Genomic DNA, 17,418 nt, shown 5'->3' with positions numbered 1-17,418 from the left:
GGATCGAGGTGACGAGGCATGAGTGGTGCGGATGAGACCACTCATTTGCCTTCCGGTCTCCAGCACTTCTTCAAGATCGTCCTCGGCATGGAGTGGCCGGAGGGCAGCGAGGGCGGCCTGAAGGCGATCAGTGCCGCCTGGTCGAAGTACCACGACGAGATGAAGACCGCGCTCGAGGAGCTCGGGCCGATCACCGGCGCCGTCGACGGCGCCATGGACGGCGTGACCGCGGCGAACATCGTCGACTTCATGAAGACCCAGCTGGGTCCCGGGTTCCAGGAGATGATGGACTCGGCCGCGGAGTTCGCGAAGGAAGCGAAGAACGCCGCGGCGGACATCCAGAAGTCCAAGATCATGCTGATCGTGATGGCCGCCATGGCCCTCGCGACCGTCATCGAGTTGCTGGCCACGCTGTTCGGCGCCATCTTCGTCCCCGCGGTGGAAGCCGCCGCCCGGCTCACCCTGTCGCAGATCATCAAGCAGCTGATCTCCAAGCTGTCCCAGGTCACGTTCAAGCAGGTGCTCAACGCCACCTGGAAGCTCGGGCTGCACATGGGCAAGTGGGCCGCGGGCGGCGCCGCGTTCATGGTCACGCTCGACGCCGGCATCCAGGGGGGCCAGATCGCGGCGGGCGACCGCGACGGCTTCGACACGGAGTCGCTCAAGGGCTCGGCCATCGGCGGTGCGATCGGTGGCGCCGCGGGTGGTGCGTTCCACGGTCTGGGCAAGGGGATCGGCAGCGCCTTCGGCAAGGACGCCAAGAGTGTCTTCGGGAAGGACTTCGACGGCCGCTTCGGGAAGGACATCGACAACTTCGCCCGCGATAACAAGTTCGACCCGGCGAAGGTGCGGGCCGACCTCGAGAAGCAGCCGGTCAGGGATCTTCTGTCGCCCGCGTGGCAGAAGGTGTTCAACATCGGCGGGCCTGCGGCGTACGCGCTCGGCCAGGTTTCGATGGTCGCGGCGAGCAACCCCGTGGTCAACATCGCCACCGGCAACAAGGGCAACGTCTGGGACGGCATCCTCAGCGCCCTGTCCGGGCCGGGCGGGGGCAAGCACGGCAAGGGCGGCGGTGAAGGCGAGGGCGGTGGCCCGCCGGCCGAGAAACCGACTATCGAGGACAAAGTCGACAAGCTGAATCTCGGCGGGAAGGGCGGACTGCTCGGCGACGGGCCCGGCGGGCCGTCCGAGGGTGGCAACGACAGCAGGCGCGGTTCCGACGCGACGCTGCCGCCGTACTCGGACGAGGTCGGTGACGACGAGCAGCTGATCATCCCCGGCGGGGAGGAGGCGCCGCCGTACTCGGACGAGGGTTCCGACGACGTGACCTTCTCGAACAAGGGCGGGCTCGGCACGCTCTTCACCGTGGGCGGGGAAGGCGGCTCCCACGGCGAGAACGGTTCGCACCACGGGATTTCCACCGAGACCAACGGGCACTCGAACGACCGCGACTTCCTCACGGGCGAGGAGTCGGACGGTGCCGGGGTGTTCCAGAACGGCGGCATTCCGGCGCCGAGGGGTGTCCAGCTCGGTGGTGACCGTGGAGAGTCCCTGGGCGGGCAGACCGAGGCGAACGGCAACGGCCGCCCGACGACGGTCTCGGGCGAGAAAACCGTTGCGGGCTCGGGGAATTCGCGGGTCGGTTCGGATGGTCGGCCCTCCGTGGTGTCCGGGGATCAGACGCGGGTGGGTTCGGACGGTCGGCCTTCGGTGGTGTCCGGGGATCAGACGCAATTCGGTGGGGATGGCCGGCCATCGACGGGGTCCGATGGGCAGTCGCGTGTGGACGGTGGTCCTTCCGAGGTTTCGGGAGACCAGACGCGGGTCGGGTCGGACGGTCGGCCTTCGGTGGTTTCCGGCGACCAGTTGCAGTTCGGTGTGGACGGTCGGCACTCCGGGTCGCATGTGGATGGTCAGTCCTCGGACGGCAATTCGCAGTCGAATGTGGACGGTCAGCATTCGGGGCTCCCTGGGGGGCGTTCGCAGCTCGGTGTGTCCGGGGATCAGTCGCAGTTCGGTGGGGATGGCCGCCAGTCGGAGTTGCAGGGTGGCCAGCCCGGTATGGTCGCGGGCGGTCAGCCGGGTGCGGACGGCCGCCCGGCGGCGGTGTCGGGCAACCAGTCGAGCACGGTCCCCGGCGGCCAGTCACAGACGCAGCCGGGTGGGGTTTCGCGGTCCGACTCGTCGGTGAGCTCGGGGACGAACGGGCAGCCGCAGACGCAGTCGGGTGCCCCGCGTTCGGAGGGGCAGTCGCAGTCCGCGGGCAACCAGCCGCAGACGCAGAGCCAGTCCCGCCCCGGACCCGAGGGCCAGTCTTCCACCCGTCCGAGCACCTCCTCGACACCCCAGACGACCACCGGCCGCCCGGTCGGCTCCGACGGCACGCAGCAAGGCAGGCCGGCCGAGGCGACCCAGTCGCAGTCGCCGACCCGCACGGCCGGCTCGACGCCGACCCCGGGCCGGACGGACGGCTCGACCCAGACGCCGACGCGGACGGACAGTTCCACTCCGACGTCGGGCCGAACGGACGGCTCCACGCAGACGTCGACGCGGACGGACGGCTCGACCCAGACGCCGACGCGGACGGACAGTTCCACTCCGACATCGGGCCGGACGGACAGTTCGACTCCGACGTCGGGCCGGACGGACGGCTCCACGCAGACCTCGACGCGGACGGACGGCTCGACCCAGCAGACGCCGTCGAAGACGGGTGCCTCGGAGACATCCACCTCCCGCCCGGCAACGAGCACGGAGACGACGCCCTCCCGCTCGAACTCGACGACGCCCACAACTCCGACTCAGCAGAACCAGCCGCGCCCGACTGCTTCCGAGCCCACACAGCAGACGGCGAAGCCCTCGGAAGCGGCTACGTCGCAGTCGAACCGCCCGTCGACATCGGACAGTGTTGCGAAGCCCGCAGCGAAGGCGCCGACTCCAAGCACGACGCAGTCCTCGACCCCGGAGCCCCGCCCGTCGCAGGCGAGCACGAGCCAGTCGAGCACGCCGACGGAACCCCGCCCGTCGCAGTCGAGCACGACGCAGACGAACACTCCGACGGAACCCCGCCCGTCGCAGTCGGGTACCACTCAGTCGAGCACTCCGACGGAGTCGCGTCCGTCGCAGTCGAGCACGACGCAGACGAACACTCCGACGCAGCCGCGCCCGTCGCAGACGAACACGACGCAGACGAACAATCCGGCGGAGCCTCGCCCGACCCAGGCGAGCACCCCGACGGAGCCTCGCCCGGCGCAGACGAATACTCCGGCGGAGTCGCGCCCGTCGCAGACGAACACAACCCAGACGAACAGCACGCCGGAGCAACGTCCGGCGCAGTCGGGGAACCAGCCCACCTCGCGGACGTCGAGCACGGAGACGCCCGCCTCCCCGGCGCCCCGCACCGACAGCACCACCACCCAACCCCAGACGCCCGCCCGGACGGAAACCACCCGGCCCACGCCGAGTCAGTCCACGTCGACCGAGACTTCCCGGCCCACGCCGAGCCGGAGCGACACCGCCACCTCCACCAGTGGTGGGCGCTCCGACACGCCTGCGGCCGACCAGCAGACCGTCAACCGCGACAACAGCTCGGCGAACCGCGACCCGCAGCCGCCTCGGGATCCTCAGGGGAACCGGGACGGGCAGTCCACAAGGGACGCCTCGCCCAACCGCGACAACCAACCCGCCAAGGATGCCGCCGCCTCCCGGGACACCTCGCGGCAGGGCGATCGCAGCGACAGCAGCACCCGCACCGATCGGACCGACGCCACCCGGACCGACGGGCCCCGCACCGATCGGAGCGACAGCACCCGTTCCGACCGGACCGACGCCACTCGCACCGACGGGCCCCGCACCGATCGGACCGACGCCACTCGCACCGACGGGCCCCGCACCGATCGGACCGACGGTTCTCGCAGCGACCGGAGCGACAGCACCCGCTCCGACCGCAGCGACACCCCCCGCGCCGACACCCCCCGCAGCGACCGCTCCGACCGCAGCGACGCCCAGCGCTCCGGCCGTCGGCGCTCCGACCAGAACCCCACCCCCGAGGACGCCGCGGCCGCTGTCATCGCTGCGGCCTTCGCCGCCGACGCGCCGGGTCTCACGCACCACACGGGCACCGACCACGGGGGCGCCAACGGCGTCACCGACGGCGCCACCCACATCACCGGCTACAGCACCACCTGGCACGAGCGCCGCGATGCCGCGCCGCCCACCCGGTTCCGCGCGGAGCGCTTCGATCCCTTCCGCGACGCCCGCCGCGAGAACGGCCGCGTCGCTGGGCGCATCACCCAGATCCGCTTCGACCTGCGGCGCTTCGAGGTCGAGAAGGACAAGTGGGTCTCCGAGCTCACCGTCCCGCTCGACCTGCTGTCCAAGAACGACTCCGTCGACGGCGACCGGCGCAGCCAGCTCATCGAGGACACCCAGCGGCTGCTCGACGAGCACTTCAACTTCAAACCGGGCCACCGGCTCGGCAACGGCGACCAGCTGCACTTCAGGATCGCCTCGAAGGAAGCCGTCGAGGAAGCCCCCGCCTGGGACCGCGACCCCTCGAAGAACGTCCCCGTCGACTTCTTCGACTCCACGCGCCCCAACGAAACCCGGGTGACCGACCAGGTCCAGTGGGACGTCCACGCCGACCCGAAGGACCGGCTGCACGAACTGTTCCACTTCTTCGGCCTCGGCGAGGGCTACCGCGCCGACGACATGATGTTCAACCGCGTCGACGAAGACGGCATCATGGGCCCGCCCGAGCGGCGCACGTACACCCTCACCAGCAACAACCTCGCCACCCTCGACAGCGTGGTGAGCCGCGCGGGCGACGTCATCGACCACCCTCTCAGCGCCGAGAACACCCCGCACCGCAAGCCCTTCACGCTCGACGAGGTCCCGTCGAGCATCAGTGAGGGCCCGTACGACTCGATGCACAGCCCGGCCCGCGCCCCGCGCCGCCCCGGCCCCGACGACCCGCCCGCCGACCCGCCGCCACCCGGCGGTGGCCCGTTCCGCAGTGGAGACCGGCTCACCCGCTCCGGCACGAATCTGGAGCCCATCAGCGAAGACCACGAGCTGACCACCCCCAACCGGTCCGCCCGCAGCCGCTCCGGCCTCAGCCACGTCAGCCAGGTCGACAACGGCGAAGGCCCCAGCGGCTCGCAGCTCAGCCTGCCCAGGACCGACACCGACGCCACCTCCGAGAGCAGCGGCAGCGAACACGCCACCGGCCCCGCCCGCGACGCTCAGGAACTGCGGGACCGCATCCCGCCGTACCTGCTGGCCAACCTCGGCGGCGGCCCGTCCAAACAGAAGAAACCCATGCAGGGCGGCGACATGCGGCCCGGCCTGGTCCGGCTCGAACCCCGGCTGCGGAACAACGCCGACCTCAACAACCTCCACAAGAAGATCGCCGCGGACACCAAGTCCTACCTCAACAAGGGCACGCGGGAGACCCTCTCGGTCGGCGGCCGGAAGTACGAGGTGCTCGTCCGCGCCGAGTACGACTGGGACAACGTCCAGCTCAAGGACGCCCCCGACGGGGCGGAGTCGCCGAGCTCGTCGGACCGGCCGTCCGGGCAGACCGGCCGCACCGCCGAGCGCAGCGGCGGCGGCAAGCGCCGCGGCAAGGGCAAGAACAAGAAGGCGAGCGACGCCCTGCCCACCGACGAGGGCAAGGACCTCGGCAAGGCGAAGCCATCGGGCAAGACCGAGGTCAAGAGCGACGGTTCCAGCAGCTCGGCGCGCAACCGGGACGTCAACCTCGCCGGTTCGTTCACCGCCGTCCCGCCGCTGGTGGTGGCAGCGAGCGTGCAGTTGCCCGCCGCGGCGAACGACGCGCACACCACCAAGAGCGCGTTCGAGGCCGGGCAGAGCAGCGGTATCGAGGTCAAGGCGCTGCAGGACGTCGACGTGCCGGTCCGCCTGCACTACACCCTGTTCGACCCCGACGGGCGCGAGGTGACCAGGCCGGGCCACGTCGGCACGGTCGACGGCACCGTCGAGCTGAGCGTGCCTACGTCGTTCAAGCACCCCGACATCGAGGCCAACCCGCTGCGGGACCTCGACCGGGAGCCGCCGGCCCGGTTCGGCGTGGAAGAGGCGTACTCGGTGACGCCGCCGAACCGCAGCTTCTTCCAGCAGGTCGCACCCCGGCTCGCCAAGGCCCTCACGGCCTTCGGCGCGGACGGCCGCCGGGACCTGGAGAAGTTCTTCTCCGACGAGAACATCAAGAAGACCCTGCCGGAGATGGCGGTGTACCTCCCCGACGACCCGGCCGCCGCCGCGGAGCTGTCCGAGGTGGGCTGGGTCCGCTCCGACATGCTCGTCAAGGGCAAGAAGGGCTGGAGCTGGGGGAACCCGCCTACCAGGGTCGAGATGCGTGCCGTCGCCAAGAAGGTGCGGACGCTGGAGACCGTGCCGGACCTCAACCACACCGACACCGACATCCTGAAGAACAAGTCGACGGACAAGAACACCGCGAGCCGCACGGGCGGCGGGTTCGTCCACGTCGGCGCGGGTGCCGACACGAAGGCCGTCTTCTTCGCGGTGGGCCCCGCCGTCGGCGTGAGCCACACCTCCGGGCACACGCAGGAGCAGACGGGCACCGTCGTCGGCAAGCGGTCCGTGACCACCACCGGCGACGCCAGCCGGTACGAGATGCAGTACGAGATCCAGTGGCGCCCGCTCGGCGGCGAGGCGCGGACGCTGGAAGGCCACGTCCACTCGGTGCAGTGGGCGCGCCAGGACCGCGCCGAGCGCGCGGGGCTGGTGCCCGGCGTGGAGCCGGACGCCGCGGCGCCCGCGCAGACGCGCTACCCGCCGGCCCACATCTGGGGCGGGCACTCGGTCGGCGGCGCGATGATCGACGACTTCGACGGCGGCGACCGCCTCCGCCGCCGGGTGGCCGACCTGCTGCAGAAGACGCCGGGGCACCGCTGGTACCACCTGACGTCGAGCAAGTTCATCCTCCCGTTCTCCTCGCCCGAGTTCGACGGCGGCACGTCGCGGCGGACGGAGATCGTGCTGGAGCGGGGCGAGGACCTCGCGGACAAGCTGTCGCCGACGCAGCTGTCGCAGATGATCGACACGATGCTCACCCCGCAGGGGCTGACCGTGCAGGTCGTGAAGTCGAGCCTCTTCCGCGACTACTCGACGACGATCACCCTGAACGGCTCGCTCGGCAACATCCGCGAGGACAGCCCGATCAAGGCCACGAAGACCTCGGTCGACACGAAGATGAAGTCCAAGGCCGGGGTGGACTTCTCGACGAGCAAGAAGACGTCGGTGGGGACCGGCGTGCAGGCCCGGGTCCAGGGTCCGCTCGGCAACGCCGTCGGCACGTGGATCGGGAACCTCGGCTACAACCGCATCTGGAACAACTCCTCGAACCTGAGGTCGGAGGACCAGGAGGGCGCCAAGCGCACGCACGGCGACAACCTGCAGGAGGACGGCGACCTCTCTTCGCACAACGTGGTGCCGTTCGCGGCGGACCTCACCATCACCCCCACGGTCCGCTCGTTCGTCCGCCTCAACGAGAGCACCCGCGGCATCACCTTCGGCTCGCCGGGGCGGACCGTGCCCAAGCTGGTCAGCCGCGGCAACACCCCGGGCGCCGGGCAACCCCACCCGGACGTGGTCCCGCTGCGGCTGCTGGTGCCGAGCAGCCTCGTCAGCGACACGCCGCCGGACCCGCTGAACATCACGCCGCAGAACGTGGTGCCGATCGGCTCGAAGATCTACCAGCTGCAGCCGGGCGCCTCGCGGAAGTTCGACAACGCGGAGATCGTCGCCGTGCTGGGCGCGGAGCACTACATCGAGTCCGTGCGCGGCAGGCTGTTCGACTCCTCCAAGCGCGACCCGCTGTTCGCGCCAGGGGAGGTCAACCGCCCCTTCAAGAACCCCGCGCACAACGAGCTGATCACCGCGGCCGTCGGCCCGGACGCGCTCAAGCGCAACCCGAACCTGTTCAGCGACATCATGGAGATCCGCGGGCTGCACCACGGGCGGCGGCGCGCGGACCTGCGTGCCGGGGTGGGCCTGTCGTTCACCCCGAGCAACCCGCAGCGGGTGTCGGTCGAGGAGTACCAGAAGCTCACCAGCACGCTGGGCAGCAGCACCGGCATCGCCGCGTCGAAGGGGATCAGCAACTCGGTTTCCCTGACGTCGTACGGGATCACGGGCGTCTCCGGCGCCACCCACGGCGCCGGCTCGGCCGGTCTACTCGGGGTGACCGGCGGGGGCGAGAACGCCAAGCAGCCCGGCGGCATCAGCCACAGCGCGCTCGGCCTGTTCCTCGCCGAGCTGGGGCTGCCCTCCTTCCGCTGGGGCGGGGAGAAGGGCGGCGAGTTCAGCAGCGTCGAGAAGACCGTCTACCAGGACGGCAAGCCGGTCAAGAAGACGCTGGTCTGGGTGGACGTCGACGCGGCCGTCGTGGCCGAGAGCAACTACCGCAGCAACTTCGACAAGTGGCGCGTGCGCGAGCTGTTCGGCGGCAAGCCGGACTCCGCGCGGCGGCAGCACTCCGGCGAGGCTTTCCGGCTGCCGCAGTCGGTGCTGATGTGGGCCGACGAGGCGCAGCTGGCCGAGATGGAGCACCGGCCGCCGGTCCCCGACACACCGGAGGTGCAGCAGCACCCCGACCACACCCTGCCCGCGCCGGCGTCACTGACGCAGGGCAAGAAGCCGTCGATCGGCCTCGGCGCCGTGCGGACCCGGATCGACCTCACCGGCAGCATCCGCGACCTGCGCAAGCAGCTGGCGGAGAACCTCGACCCGCAGACCGCGGCCCGGTTGCTCCCGGAGTCCCGGCTGGACATCGAACACGACAACTACGGCGAGCTGCGGCGGTTCCTCCGCAATCCCAACCGGTCGATCAACACGGCCCTCAACGGCGGCCGGATCACCCCGCTGCGGCTGGAGGACCGGCTCACCGGCAAGACCTACTACGTCAACCTCGAAGCGCGCCTCGACGGGACGCCGACGTTCTCCGGCATCGAGCACGCCGGCGAGCTGTCCACCTCGCAGTCCGCCAAGGTGAAGGGAACCGGCGAGACCTCGCACGGCTACACCCTCGCCACCCTCGGCGGTTCCGCCCGTCCCATGGGCCGCCTGGCCGAGCCGCCCGGCCCGGACGCCGACAAGCAGACCACCGGGCACGGCGAGGGTTCCGGCACCATCGCCGCCGGTCTCGACCTCGAAACCAACCTCGGCAACAAGGAACGCAAGCAGAGCGTCACCGACGAGGTCACGCACAAGCAGTCGGCCAAGACGTCCGGCCCGCTGGGGGCGCACCGGGCGCGGCTCGCCTTCGACATCCGGATCGAGCGGTCGCTGCAGGTGGGGCCCGACGGGCGCGAGATCGCCCGCGAGGTGGTCGCGCACGTCTCGCCGGAGCCGCTGGACGTCACGATCGTCAAGCTGCCCGAGGAGTCGTTCCCGCCGCCCTCGGACAACCACGAGCACTACGGCGAGGCCGGCGAAATCGTCTCCGTGCCGGGTTCGCAGCACAACTCGTGGGCGATGACGAGGTGGCACAACCACCCCGACAAGGTCGCGCTGCCCACCCGCGGGACCTACCACGCCGATCACTACTTCGGCCGGATGGAGGACCTCCGCGCGGGTGGGGCACGCGCGCTGAGCAACGCCCTCGACGGGTCCAAGCTCAACAGCCGGACGATCGCGGCCCTGCGGAACGCGCTCACCCCGACGGCCATCAAGGCGGGCATCGAGGGGATGGACCCCGTGATCGCCGAAGAGCTGGGCCTCAAGCCGATCGAGGGCGGGTTCGCGCTGCCCCTGCCCAACGGGTGGGAGCTGGAAGTCCACGTGCGGCTGCGCAACCCGCGGCTCGCTTCGGTCAGCGGCCGCGTCGAGGTCGAGGGGAAGGGCGAGACCTCCCGCGAGGAGGGCGTCGAGGTCAAGTCCGGCAACGACTGGCGCGTCACCGGGCTGGCCCCGGCGGGCGGTGGCGGTGTCGGCCACCCCGGCGGCGCCAACTCGATCAGCGAGGGCAGGCACGCGTTCGGCTCGATGTTCGGCGGCACCCGCTACCGCGTGCCGATCACCGGCCAGGGCAACCTGTTCGAGGCCGAGGGCGGGGCGAAGAAGGCCAAGGACAGCAGTCCGCTCACCGCGGACGAGGTCAAGACCGACGACAAGGTCACCCAGGTCGACCTCTACGACGCCGACTTCCGGTTCGTCGCGAAGCGCAAGCCCGGCAGCTGGCGCGAGCGGACCGGCATGGCCGACGTGTCCGTGCAGGACGCCTACGCGATCCGTGGCAACCCCGACCCGGCGCGTCCGCTGCCGGAGGAGCTCGTCACGGCGGCGACGAAGCTGGCCGACGCGGGCAAGACCTGGGAAGACGCCCTCAAGAAGCTGAGCGGGCTCGAAGCCAACCCGGCGGAGCCGATGTCGATCGAGGCGATGGAGGCGGCCTGGACCGAGCTGGACGACGCGCACATCGCGGTCGACAACGCCGAATCCGCGTGGTGGTCCGCGCTCGACGGCTACCACCAGCAGCTCGAAGCGGCACGCACCCAGGAAGCGCTCGGCCGGCTCACCCCCGAACAGCGCTCGCAGCGCCAGCTCGACCAGCGCACGCGGGAGTTCGAGCAGCGCGAGCGTGAGCGCCGTGCCCTCGAAGCCGACCTGGCCGAGGCGCGTGAGCAGGACGCCAGGCAGCGTGCGGCCGACGCGCGGCGGCAGCGCGACGAGGCCGCGGAGGCGGAGCGGCAGCGGCGCCAGGCGGAGCAGGACGCGGCCGACGCGGAGCAGCGGCGGCGCGACGCGGAGCAGCGCGCGGCGGACGCTGAGCGGCAGCGGCGAGCGGACGCGGAGCGGGAGGCCGCGGAGCGCGAAGAGCGTGAGCTGCGCGAAGCGCTGGAGACCGCGGCAGCGGTGGAGCAGCGGCTGCGCGACGAGGAGGCCGCGGAGCGGGCCGCCGCGGAGCGGGCGGAGCAGGAGCGGGGGGAGCGCGCGCAGCGCGAAGCGCAGGAGCGGGCGCAGCAGGAGCGCGCGGAGCGCGAGGCCGAGGAGCGCGTTGCGCGGGAGCTCCGCGAAGCCGCGGAGCGGCAGGCGAGCGACCGCGCGGCGCGGGCGCAGCAGCAGCGCGACGCGAACGCGGGCGAAGGGTCGTCGCGGCACTCCGCGGCGTTGCTGCCTGAGATACCGCGCCCGTCGACGCAGATGTATCAGGAGCTCGTCGACCTGATCGACAGCTACCTGCGCAGCCCGTCGCCGGACTCCTTCTCCTCGGAGTCGACCCGCACGGGCGACTCGGAGCTGCGGCCCGCTCCGCTCGGTACGACCAGGACCGACACGGTCGAGAGCGAGTCCGGCTCCGAGGTGCCGTCCCACACCGCGTCGTCGCTGTACCGCGACCTCTACCAGATGCTCGGCGACGAGCCCGCGCAGGCGCAGACGCCGGTGTCCGCTTCGGAACAAGCGTCGGAGCACGCCTCGGAGCACGGCGGCGAAACGGCGGACCTGGACGCCGCCGCCCAGCAGCAGCCCGCGCCCGAAACGGCGCAGGACCAGCCCGAAGGCGCCGCGCCGCGCAGCCTCACCCTCGGCGACGACGCCCCGTCCGACTTCACCTCCGCGCGGCAGCTGTTCGACGCCCTGCAGCAGTCCGCCCGCGACGCCGAGCACGTGCCTTGGCCCACCGAGGCGAACCGGCTCCTCGGGCCGGACCGCTTCGGGCTGCGCCGCGCCCCGGAACCGCCCGACTTCCTGCGTGGCCACGACCCGTCGACCCTCGCCGCGGACCAGCAGATCCCGTTCCTGCGCGCGCTGAACCTCGCGAAGCCCGCCGGCACCCCGCGGCCGACGGCCGCCGACCTCACCGCGTCCGCGCTGCCGCACGACCGCAGCCGCGTCCTGACCTCGCGCCCGCGCGACCCGCTGTCGCTCGCCGGCTGGTCGCCGCGCGGCCGGGGGCGCCTGCCGCGGCAGCTGGAGCTGCCGATGGTGTTCCACCGCTTCTGGGGCGGTGGGCCCATCCGCGGGGTCGGCGGCGCGATCGACCACGTCATCCGCATCGCCCGCACCGCGCAGGCCGCCGGCCGCCATGTCGACACCGTGTTGTGGACCGACGTGCCGCGCGAGCAGTTCGAGCGGGCCGACGCGACGCCGGAGCCTGCCGACGGTTCGCGCGACGAGCTGCACGACACCCGCGAGATGCTGAAGTGGGCGCGCCAGTTCGGCATCAACCTGGTCAACATCGACGAGGTGTTCAACTCCGAGACGCCGATGCGGCTGCAGGAGGAGGCCGCCACCGAGCGGGCCAAGCAGAGCAGGCAGGGCCACGGCGAGACCAGCGACCTCGTGCGCGGTGAAGCCGTCGCGGGGCGCTTCGGCGGGATCTGGCTCGACGGCGACGACGTGCCGACCGACCTGAGCGACCTGCAGCGGGTGATCAACTCGCCCGAGGGCTGGGGCTTGTTCAACGACGGCGCCCGCTTCACGCACTCGGTGATGGTGATCCCGCACAACCACCCGGTGGGCCGGGAGTGGGCCGCGGAGGTGCGCGAGCAGTACTCGGTGCCCCAGGCGGGACTCATGCCGCGTGGCTGGACCGAACAGCCGCTGGAGTTCTTCGACAACCCGCACACCCGCGTGCGCCGCAACTCGACGATGTACCGCACCGGGCCGCTCATGCTGGAGGGCCTGGCCCGCCGCCTCGGCTACCGCGACGCGACCGAGCTGCCGGGCGTCGGCGGGTTCGAGATCGACAGCACCGGGACCTGGCTGGAGACCACGCCGGTGGAGCCGACCCGGACGTGGGACCAGGCGTCGACGCTGGAGCTGACCCAGCGCGTGACGCAGACCCTGATCCGCGGGCTGTACAACCGCCCGGGCGAGCTGATGCTGACCTCGGTGCGCGAGGCGGTCGAATCGCACCCCGACCCGGACATGATCCTGGACGCGGCGGTGTCGTTCATCGCCGCCGACCCGGAGCTGGCGCCGCTGGTCCGGCACATCACGTTCGGCCGGTTCTACAACGGCGAGGACGTGCTCGTCGACGCGCCGGACCACACCCGGTCGCTCTTCGACGTCGCCGAGGGCCAGGAGCACGGCTACCTCGGCGACCTGCGGGTGCCCGCGCGGGTGAACCCCTCCGTGAACCCGGTGCCGCCGGAGAGCGTCGCCATGGACCGCCCGGCGGGCACGCTGGAGGACCCGGCGCCGCTGGCGGACCTGCTGGGTCCGGAGCACGTCGAACTGTCCGATGTGGACTTCGTGCCGTTGACGGACGGCAAGGGCAACGTCAACGGTGTGTTCTTCCCCGGTCCGGGCGAGGCCGAGATCGTGCAGTCGGCGTTCGAGCACGGTGCGGGTGACCCGAACGCGTACACACCGGTGATGCACCACGACGAGGGTGGGTTCTCGGTCTGGCGCAAGTCGGACGGCGCGCGGATCCGGCTGGACGAGGCCGGTGTGCTGCGGTTGCTCAACAGCACCGAGCTGCCGGGTGGTCAGGCGTGGCGCGACAAGCCCGAGCTGGTGATCCTGAGCTGCCGGGTGGCGGACCCGGCGCTGGGCAACCGGCTGGGCAAGCTCAAGAACCTGTTGGCGGAGCAGGACTACCACGGCGACGTGCGCGGGCCGACGACGAAGGTGGAGATCTTCGAGGACGGCACCAAGCGCTTCGCCGACGGCGGCACGATGCGGACCGCCGAGCGCGAGGACGAGCACCTCGCCGGACGCGGCGGCGGCCACGGCGATGGCGTCGGCGCCGGGCGCGGGCCCGGTGCCGGTGGCACGCCGCCGAGGTCGGTCGTGCTCAACCCGGGCGACGGCTACCCGGGCCGCGAGCCGAAGCAGGAGTGGACCGGCCGGTTCGACGGCCGGCAGCTGCGCCCCGACTCCGTCGAGAGCCTGCGCGAGCGGGCCCGCGTGCTGGCCGCGGAGCTGCTGCCGCTCGCCCGTGAGGGACGTGAGAGTCTCGACCTGCGGCTTGTCGTGCACACCCGCAGCGGTTCGCGGGCGGTGGGCGAGGAGATCACCGACCGGATCGGGCGCGACTTCCTCGGCATGGTCGACACCGAGCTGGCAGCGCTGCAGGACGGCGCTCCGGAGCACACGATCGCCAGCATGAACCTGCGGGTCACCCCGTCGACCTGGCTGTCGAGCAACAACCCCCGGGTCGAACTCTGGACGCACCCGCACCCGGGGCGCCGGCCCGCGGACTACCGCGCCGGAACCGAGCTGAACCTCGACTTCGCGAACCGCTCCGTCAGGCTGCCGGTCGCCCACGCCGACCGGTTGCGGTGGGCCGTGCAGGGAGCGACGGTGCGGGCGGTGCGCGCCGGCCTGCGGCAGATGCCGCCGGTGCGGGTGGAGATCCGCGGTCAGATCAACGAGGCGGCGGGCATGCACGCGCCGCGCGAAGCCGAGGTGACCGCCGTAGTGCGGTCCGCGATCGCCGAGGCCCTCGCCGCGGCCGATCCCGCGATGATGCCGAACCTGCCGAGCGTCGACGAGCTGATGCCCGAGGTGCACGTTACGTCCGAGGGCGACTTCTCGTTCCGCGCCGGGCAGGCGTCCGCGCTCGTGACCCTGCCCGAGCTGGAAGGCTCCGAAGGCTCCCGGCCCGACGTGGACATGTCCGACGCGCCCGCCACTCCGCAGCGGGATGAGGAGGTCGCCGGGCCCGCCACTTCGCAGCGGGACGAGGACGTCGAGTCGTCTGCCAGCGAGGACTCCTCACCGGAGCCGGCCGGGCCCACCCCGTTGCCCGCCGGCACGGGCGTGCCGCCGCGGAACATCAGCCAGGCGCCGCTGGCTCAGCCGCAGCGCACCTGGCGGGCCGCGTTGCCGGACGGCGACCCGATGCGGTTCACCGCGGACGACGAAGCCGGGCTTTCGGAGCTGGCCGACCGCTTCGCGTACAACGTCGTGCAGCTCGCACAGGCCAACCGGGAGATGCCGGACGTGCGGCTGCACGTCTACGACGACCCCGCACGCCGGGCGCGGTACGGCTCCGCGTTGTTCGACCGGCTAGAGAACACGCTGCGCGACGCGATCCGGAACCGGGGCCTGAATCCCGACACCCTGCGCCTCACCTTCGACCGCACCCCGCACAACACGCCGCGGACCGGGGACCCGTCGGTCGAGGTCACCGTGCACGGTTCGCCGAACCGGTCCGCGCAGAGCTACCAGGCAGCGCGCAAGCTCACCATGCCGTTCGTCCAGGGCGGCGGGCGGATGTCCGACGCCGTCGCCGACCGGCTGCGGTGGCTGGTGCAGGGCTTGGTCGATCGGGTGCGGGACAACGACCTCCCGAACCAGCAGCCTCGCCTGGTCCTCCACCTGCGTTCGGCGCCGACCGTCCGTGAGCAGCGGGCGCAGTGGGTGACCGAAGAGGTGAACGCGGCGGTGCGGGCGGCGCTGCCCGAAGGTTCCGGCCTGACGCCGGAGCAGTTCATCCGGGACCACGTCGAGTTCCACCAGAGCGAGTCGACCAGCCGCCCGGGAGCGCTCGGCGCCGAGATCCTGGGTCCGCTGCACGCACTCGACCGGCTGCGGTCCGAGGACGACCTCGCCGTGCAGTGGGACGGCGCCGCCCCGGCTTCGCCGCCGCGGACGCAGTCCGAGCCGGTGCGGGACGACGACGCCGAGTCGGTGTCCAGTGAGGACAGTTCGGACTCCTCGTCCAGCGCCGAGTCCTCGGACCGCGACGAGTCCGAGGCCGAGTCCTCGGTTCGGGACGACTCCGAGGCCGAGTCTTCCGACCGCGACGACTCCGACGACGAGTCCTCGGACCGCGACGACTCCGACGCCGAGTCGGTGTCCAGCGAGGAGTCCGAAGCCCACGACGAGTCCCCGGAGCTCATCCCGCTGCCCGCCGCGACGGGCGCGCCGTTGCGGTCCGCGACGGTCAACCCGAACCGGCCGGACCCCGTGGTGCACAGCTGGCAGGCGACGCTGTCCGCGACCGACCCGCGGCGGCTGTCGCCGGACGACCAGGCCACGCTCAGCGAGGCGGTCGACCGCATCGCCGGGAACATCGAGCAGCTCGCCGGCGCCGGCCGGGAGACGCTGGACATCCGCCTGCACGTCGCGGACACCCCGGTGCGGCGGCGCGAACACGCCGCGGCGCTGTTCGAGATGCTCGAAGACGAGCTGCGCACCGCGGTCGAGAACAGGGGGCTCGACCCGGACGCGCTGCGCCTGACGTTCGACCGCGCGGAGCGCGGCCCCGGTGCGAACCAGGCCCCGTCGATCGAGATCGCGGTGCACGGGGCGCCGCACCGGTCTCCGGAGAGCTACCAGGCCGAACGGCGCCTCACCCTGCCGTTCCTCGGCCGGAGCAACGCGTTGCCGCACGCCGCCCGCCGCCGCCTCGAATGGATGGTGCAGGGCCTCGTCCAGCGGGTGCGGGACAGCAACGACCCGAACGAGCGGCCCCGCCTCGTCCTCGACCTGCGGACGTCCCCGGGTGCGGCGGCGCAACGGACGCACGCGGTGACGGCGGACGTCAACGCGGCGGTCCGGGCGGCACTGCCCCCCGGCTCCGACCTGACGCCCGAGCAGTTCATCCGCGACCACGTCGAGTTCCGCCAGGGCCCGTCCGACAAGCATCCGGTGCTCTACCTGGACATCACCGGTCCCGAGCACGAGCTGGACGAGGGGCCGGGCGAGCACGACGCGGAGCTGACCTGGGGCGACCAGGCCCGCGCGGTGCCCGCCCAGGACATCGGGGCGAATGGGCTGATCCCCCTGCCCGCCGCCCAGGGCGCCCCGCTGCGGCCGCAGCGGAGCCGCAGCCGCCGGACGGATCCGGTCGAACACGAGTGGAGCGCCGACCTCTCCCGAGACGACCCGCTGCGGCTGGCACCGGACGACCAGGCCACGCTCGGCGAACTGGTGGACGGTGTCGCGCAGAACATCGCGGCGCTCGTCGAGCAGGACAGGGAGCTGCCGGACGTCCGGTTCCACCTGACCGACACGGCTTTCCGGCGCAGGCAGCACGGACCGGCCCTGTTCGAGATGCTCGAGGACGAGCTGCGCACCGCGCTCGAGAACAGGGGCGTGGACCCGGACCGGCTGTGGCTGGCGTTCGACCACCTCGAGTACGACCCCCAGGTCAACGAGGCGCCGAACGTCCAGATCACGGTGCACCGGTCCCCGCACGCGGCCGCGCAGAGCTACCGCGCCGCGCGGCAGCTGGACGTCCCCTTCCTCACCCGCGGTGCCGCGATCCCGAGCGCCGCGCGCTACCGGCTGGAGCGCATGGTGGAGGGCCTGGTCCAGCGGGTGCGGGACAACGACGACCCGAACGAGCGGCCCCGCCTCGTCCTCGACCTGCGCACCACCGGGGAGGGGCTGGCCGCCCAGCGCGCCCGGACGGTCACGGCCGAGCTGAACGCGGCGGTGCGGGCCGCACTGCCCGAAGGATCCGAGCTGACGCCGGAA

Annotated in this window: 1 protein-coding gene (running past one end of the window); it reads left to right on the top strand. The window is 72.0% G+C overall.

Features of this window, described 5'->3' with window-relative positions:
- Positions 1-18 precede the first annotated feature (18 nt).
- On the top strand, positions 19-17,418 hold the 5' portion of the coding sequence (locus tag FHX82_RS08940; RefSeq protein WP_183176528.1) for a WXG100-like domain-containing protein. It continues 42,021 nt past the right edge of the window; only the first 17,400 of its 59,421 coding nucleotides appear in the window; its start codon is at positions 19-21; its stop codon lies off the right edge, out of view.

The organism is Amycolatopsis bartoniae (genome assembly GCF_014191255.1).
Classification (GTDB): domain Bacteria; phylum Actinomycetota; class Actinomycetes; order Mycobacteriales; family Pseudonocardiaceae; genus Amycolatopsis_E; species Amycolatopsis_E bartoniae.
The sequence above is the reverse complement of the archived record's forward strand: the minus strand, read 5'-3'. Positions and strand labels throughout refer to the sequence as shown.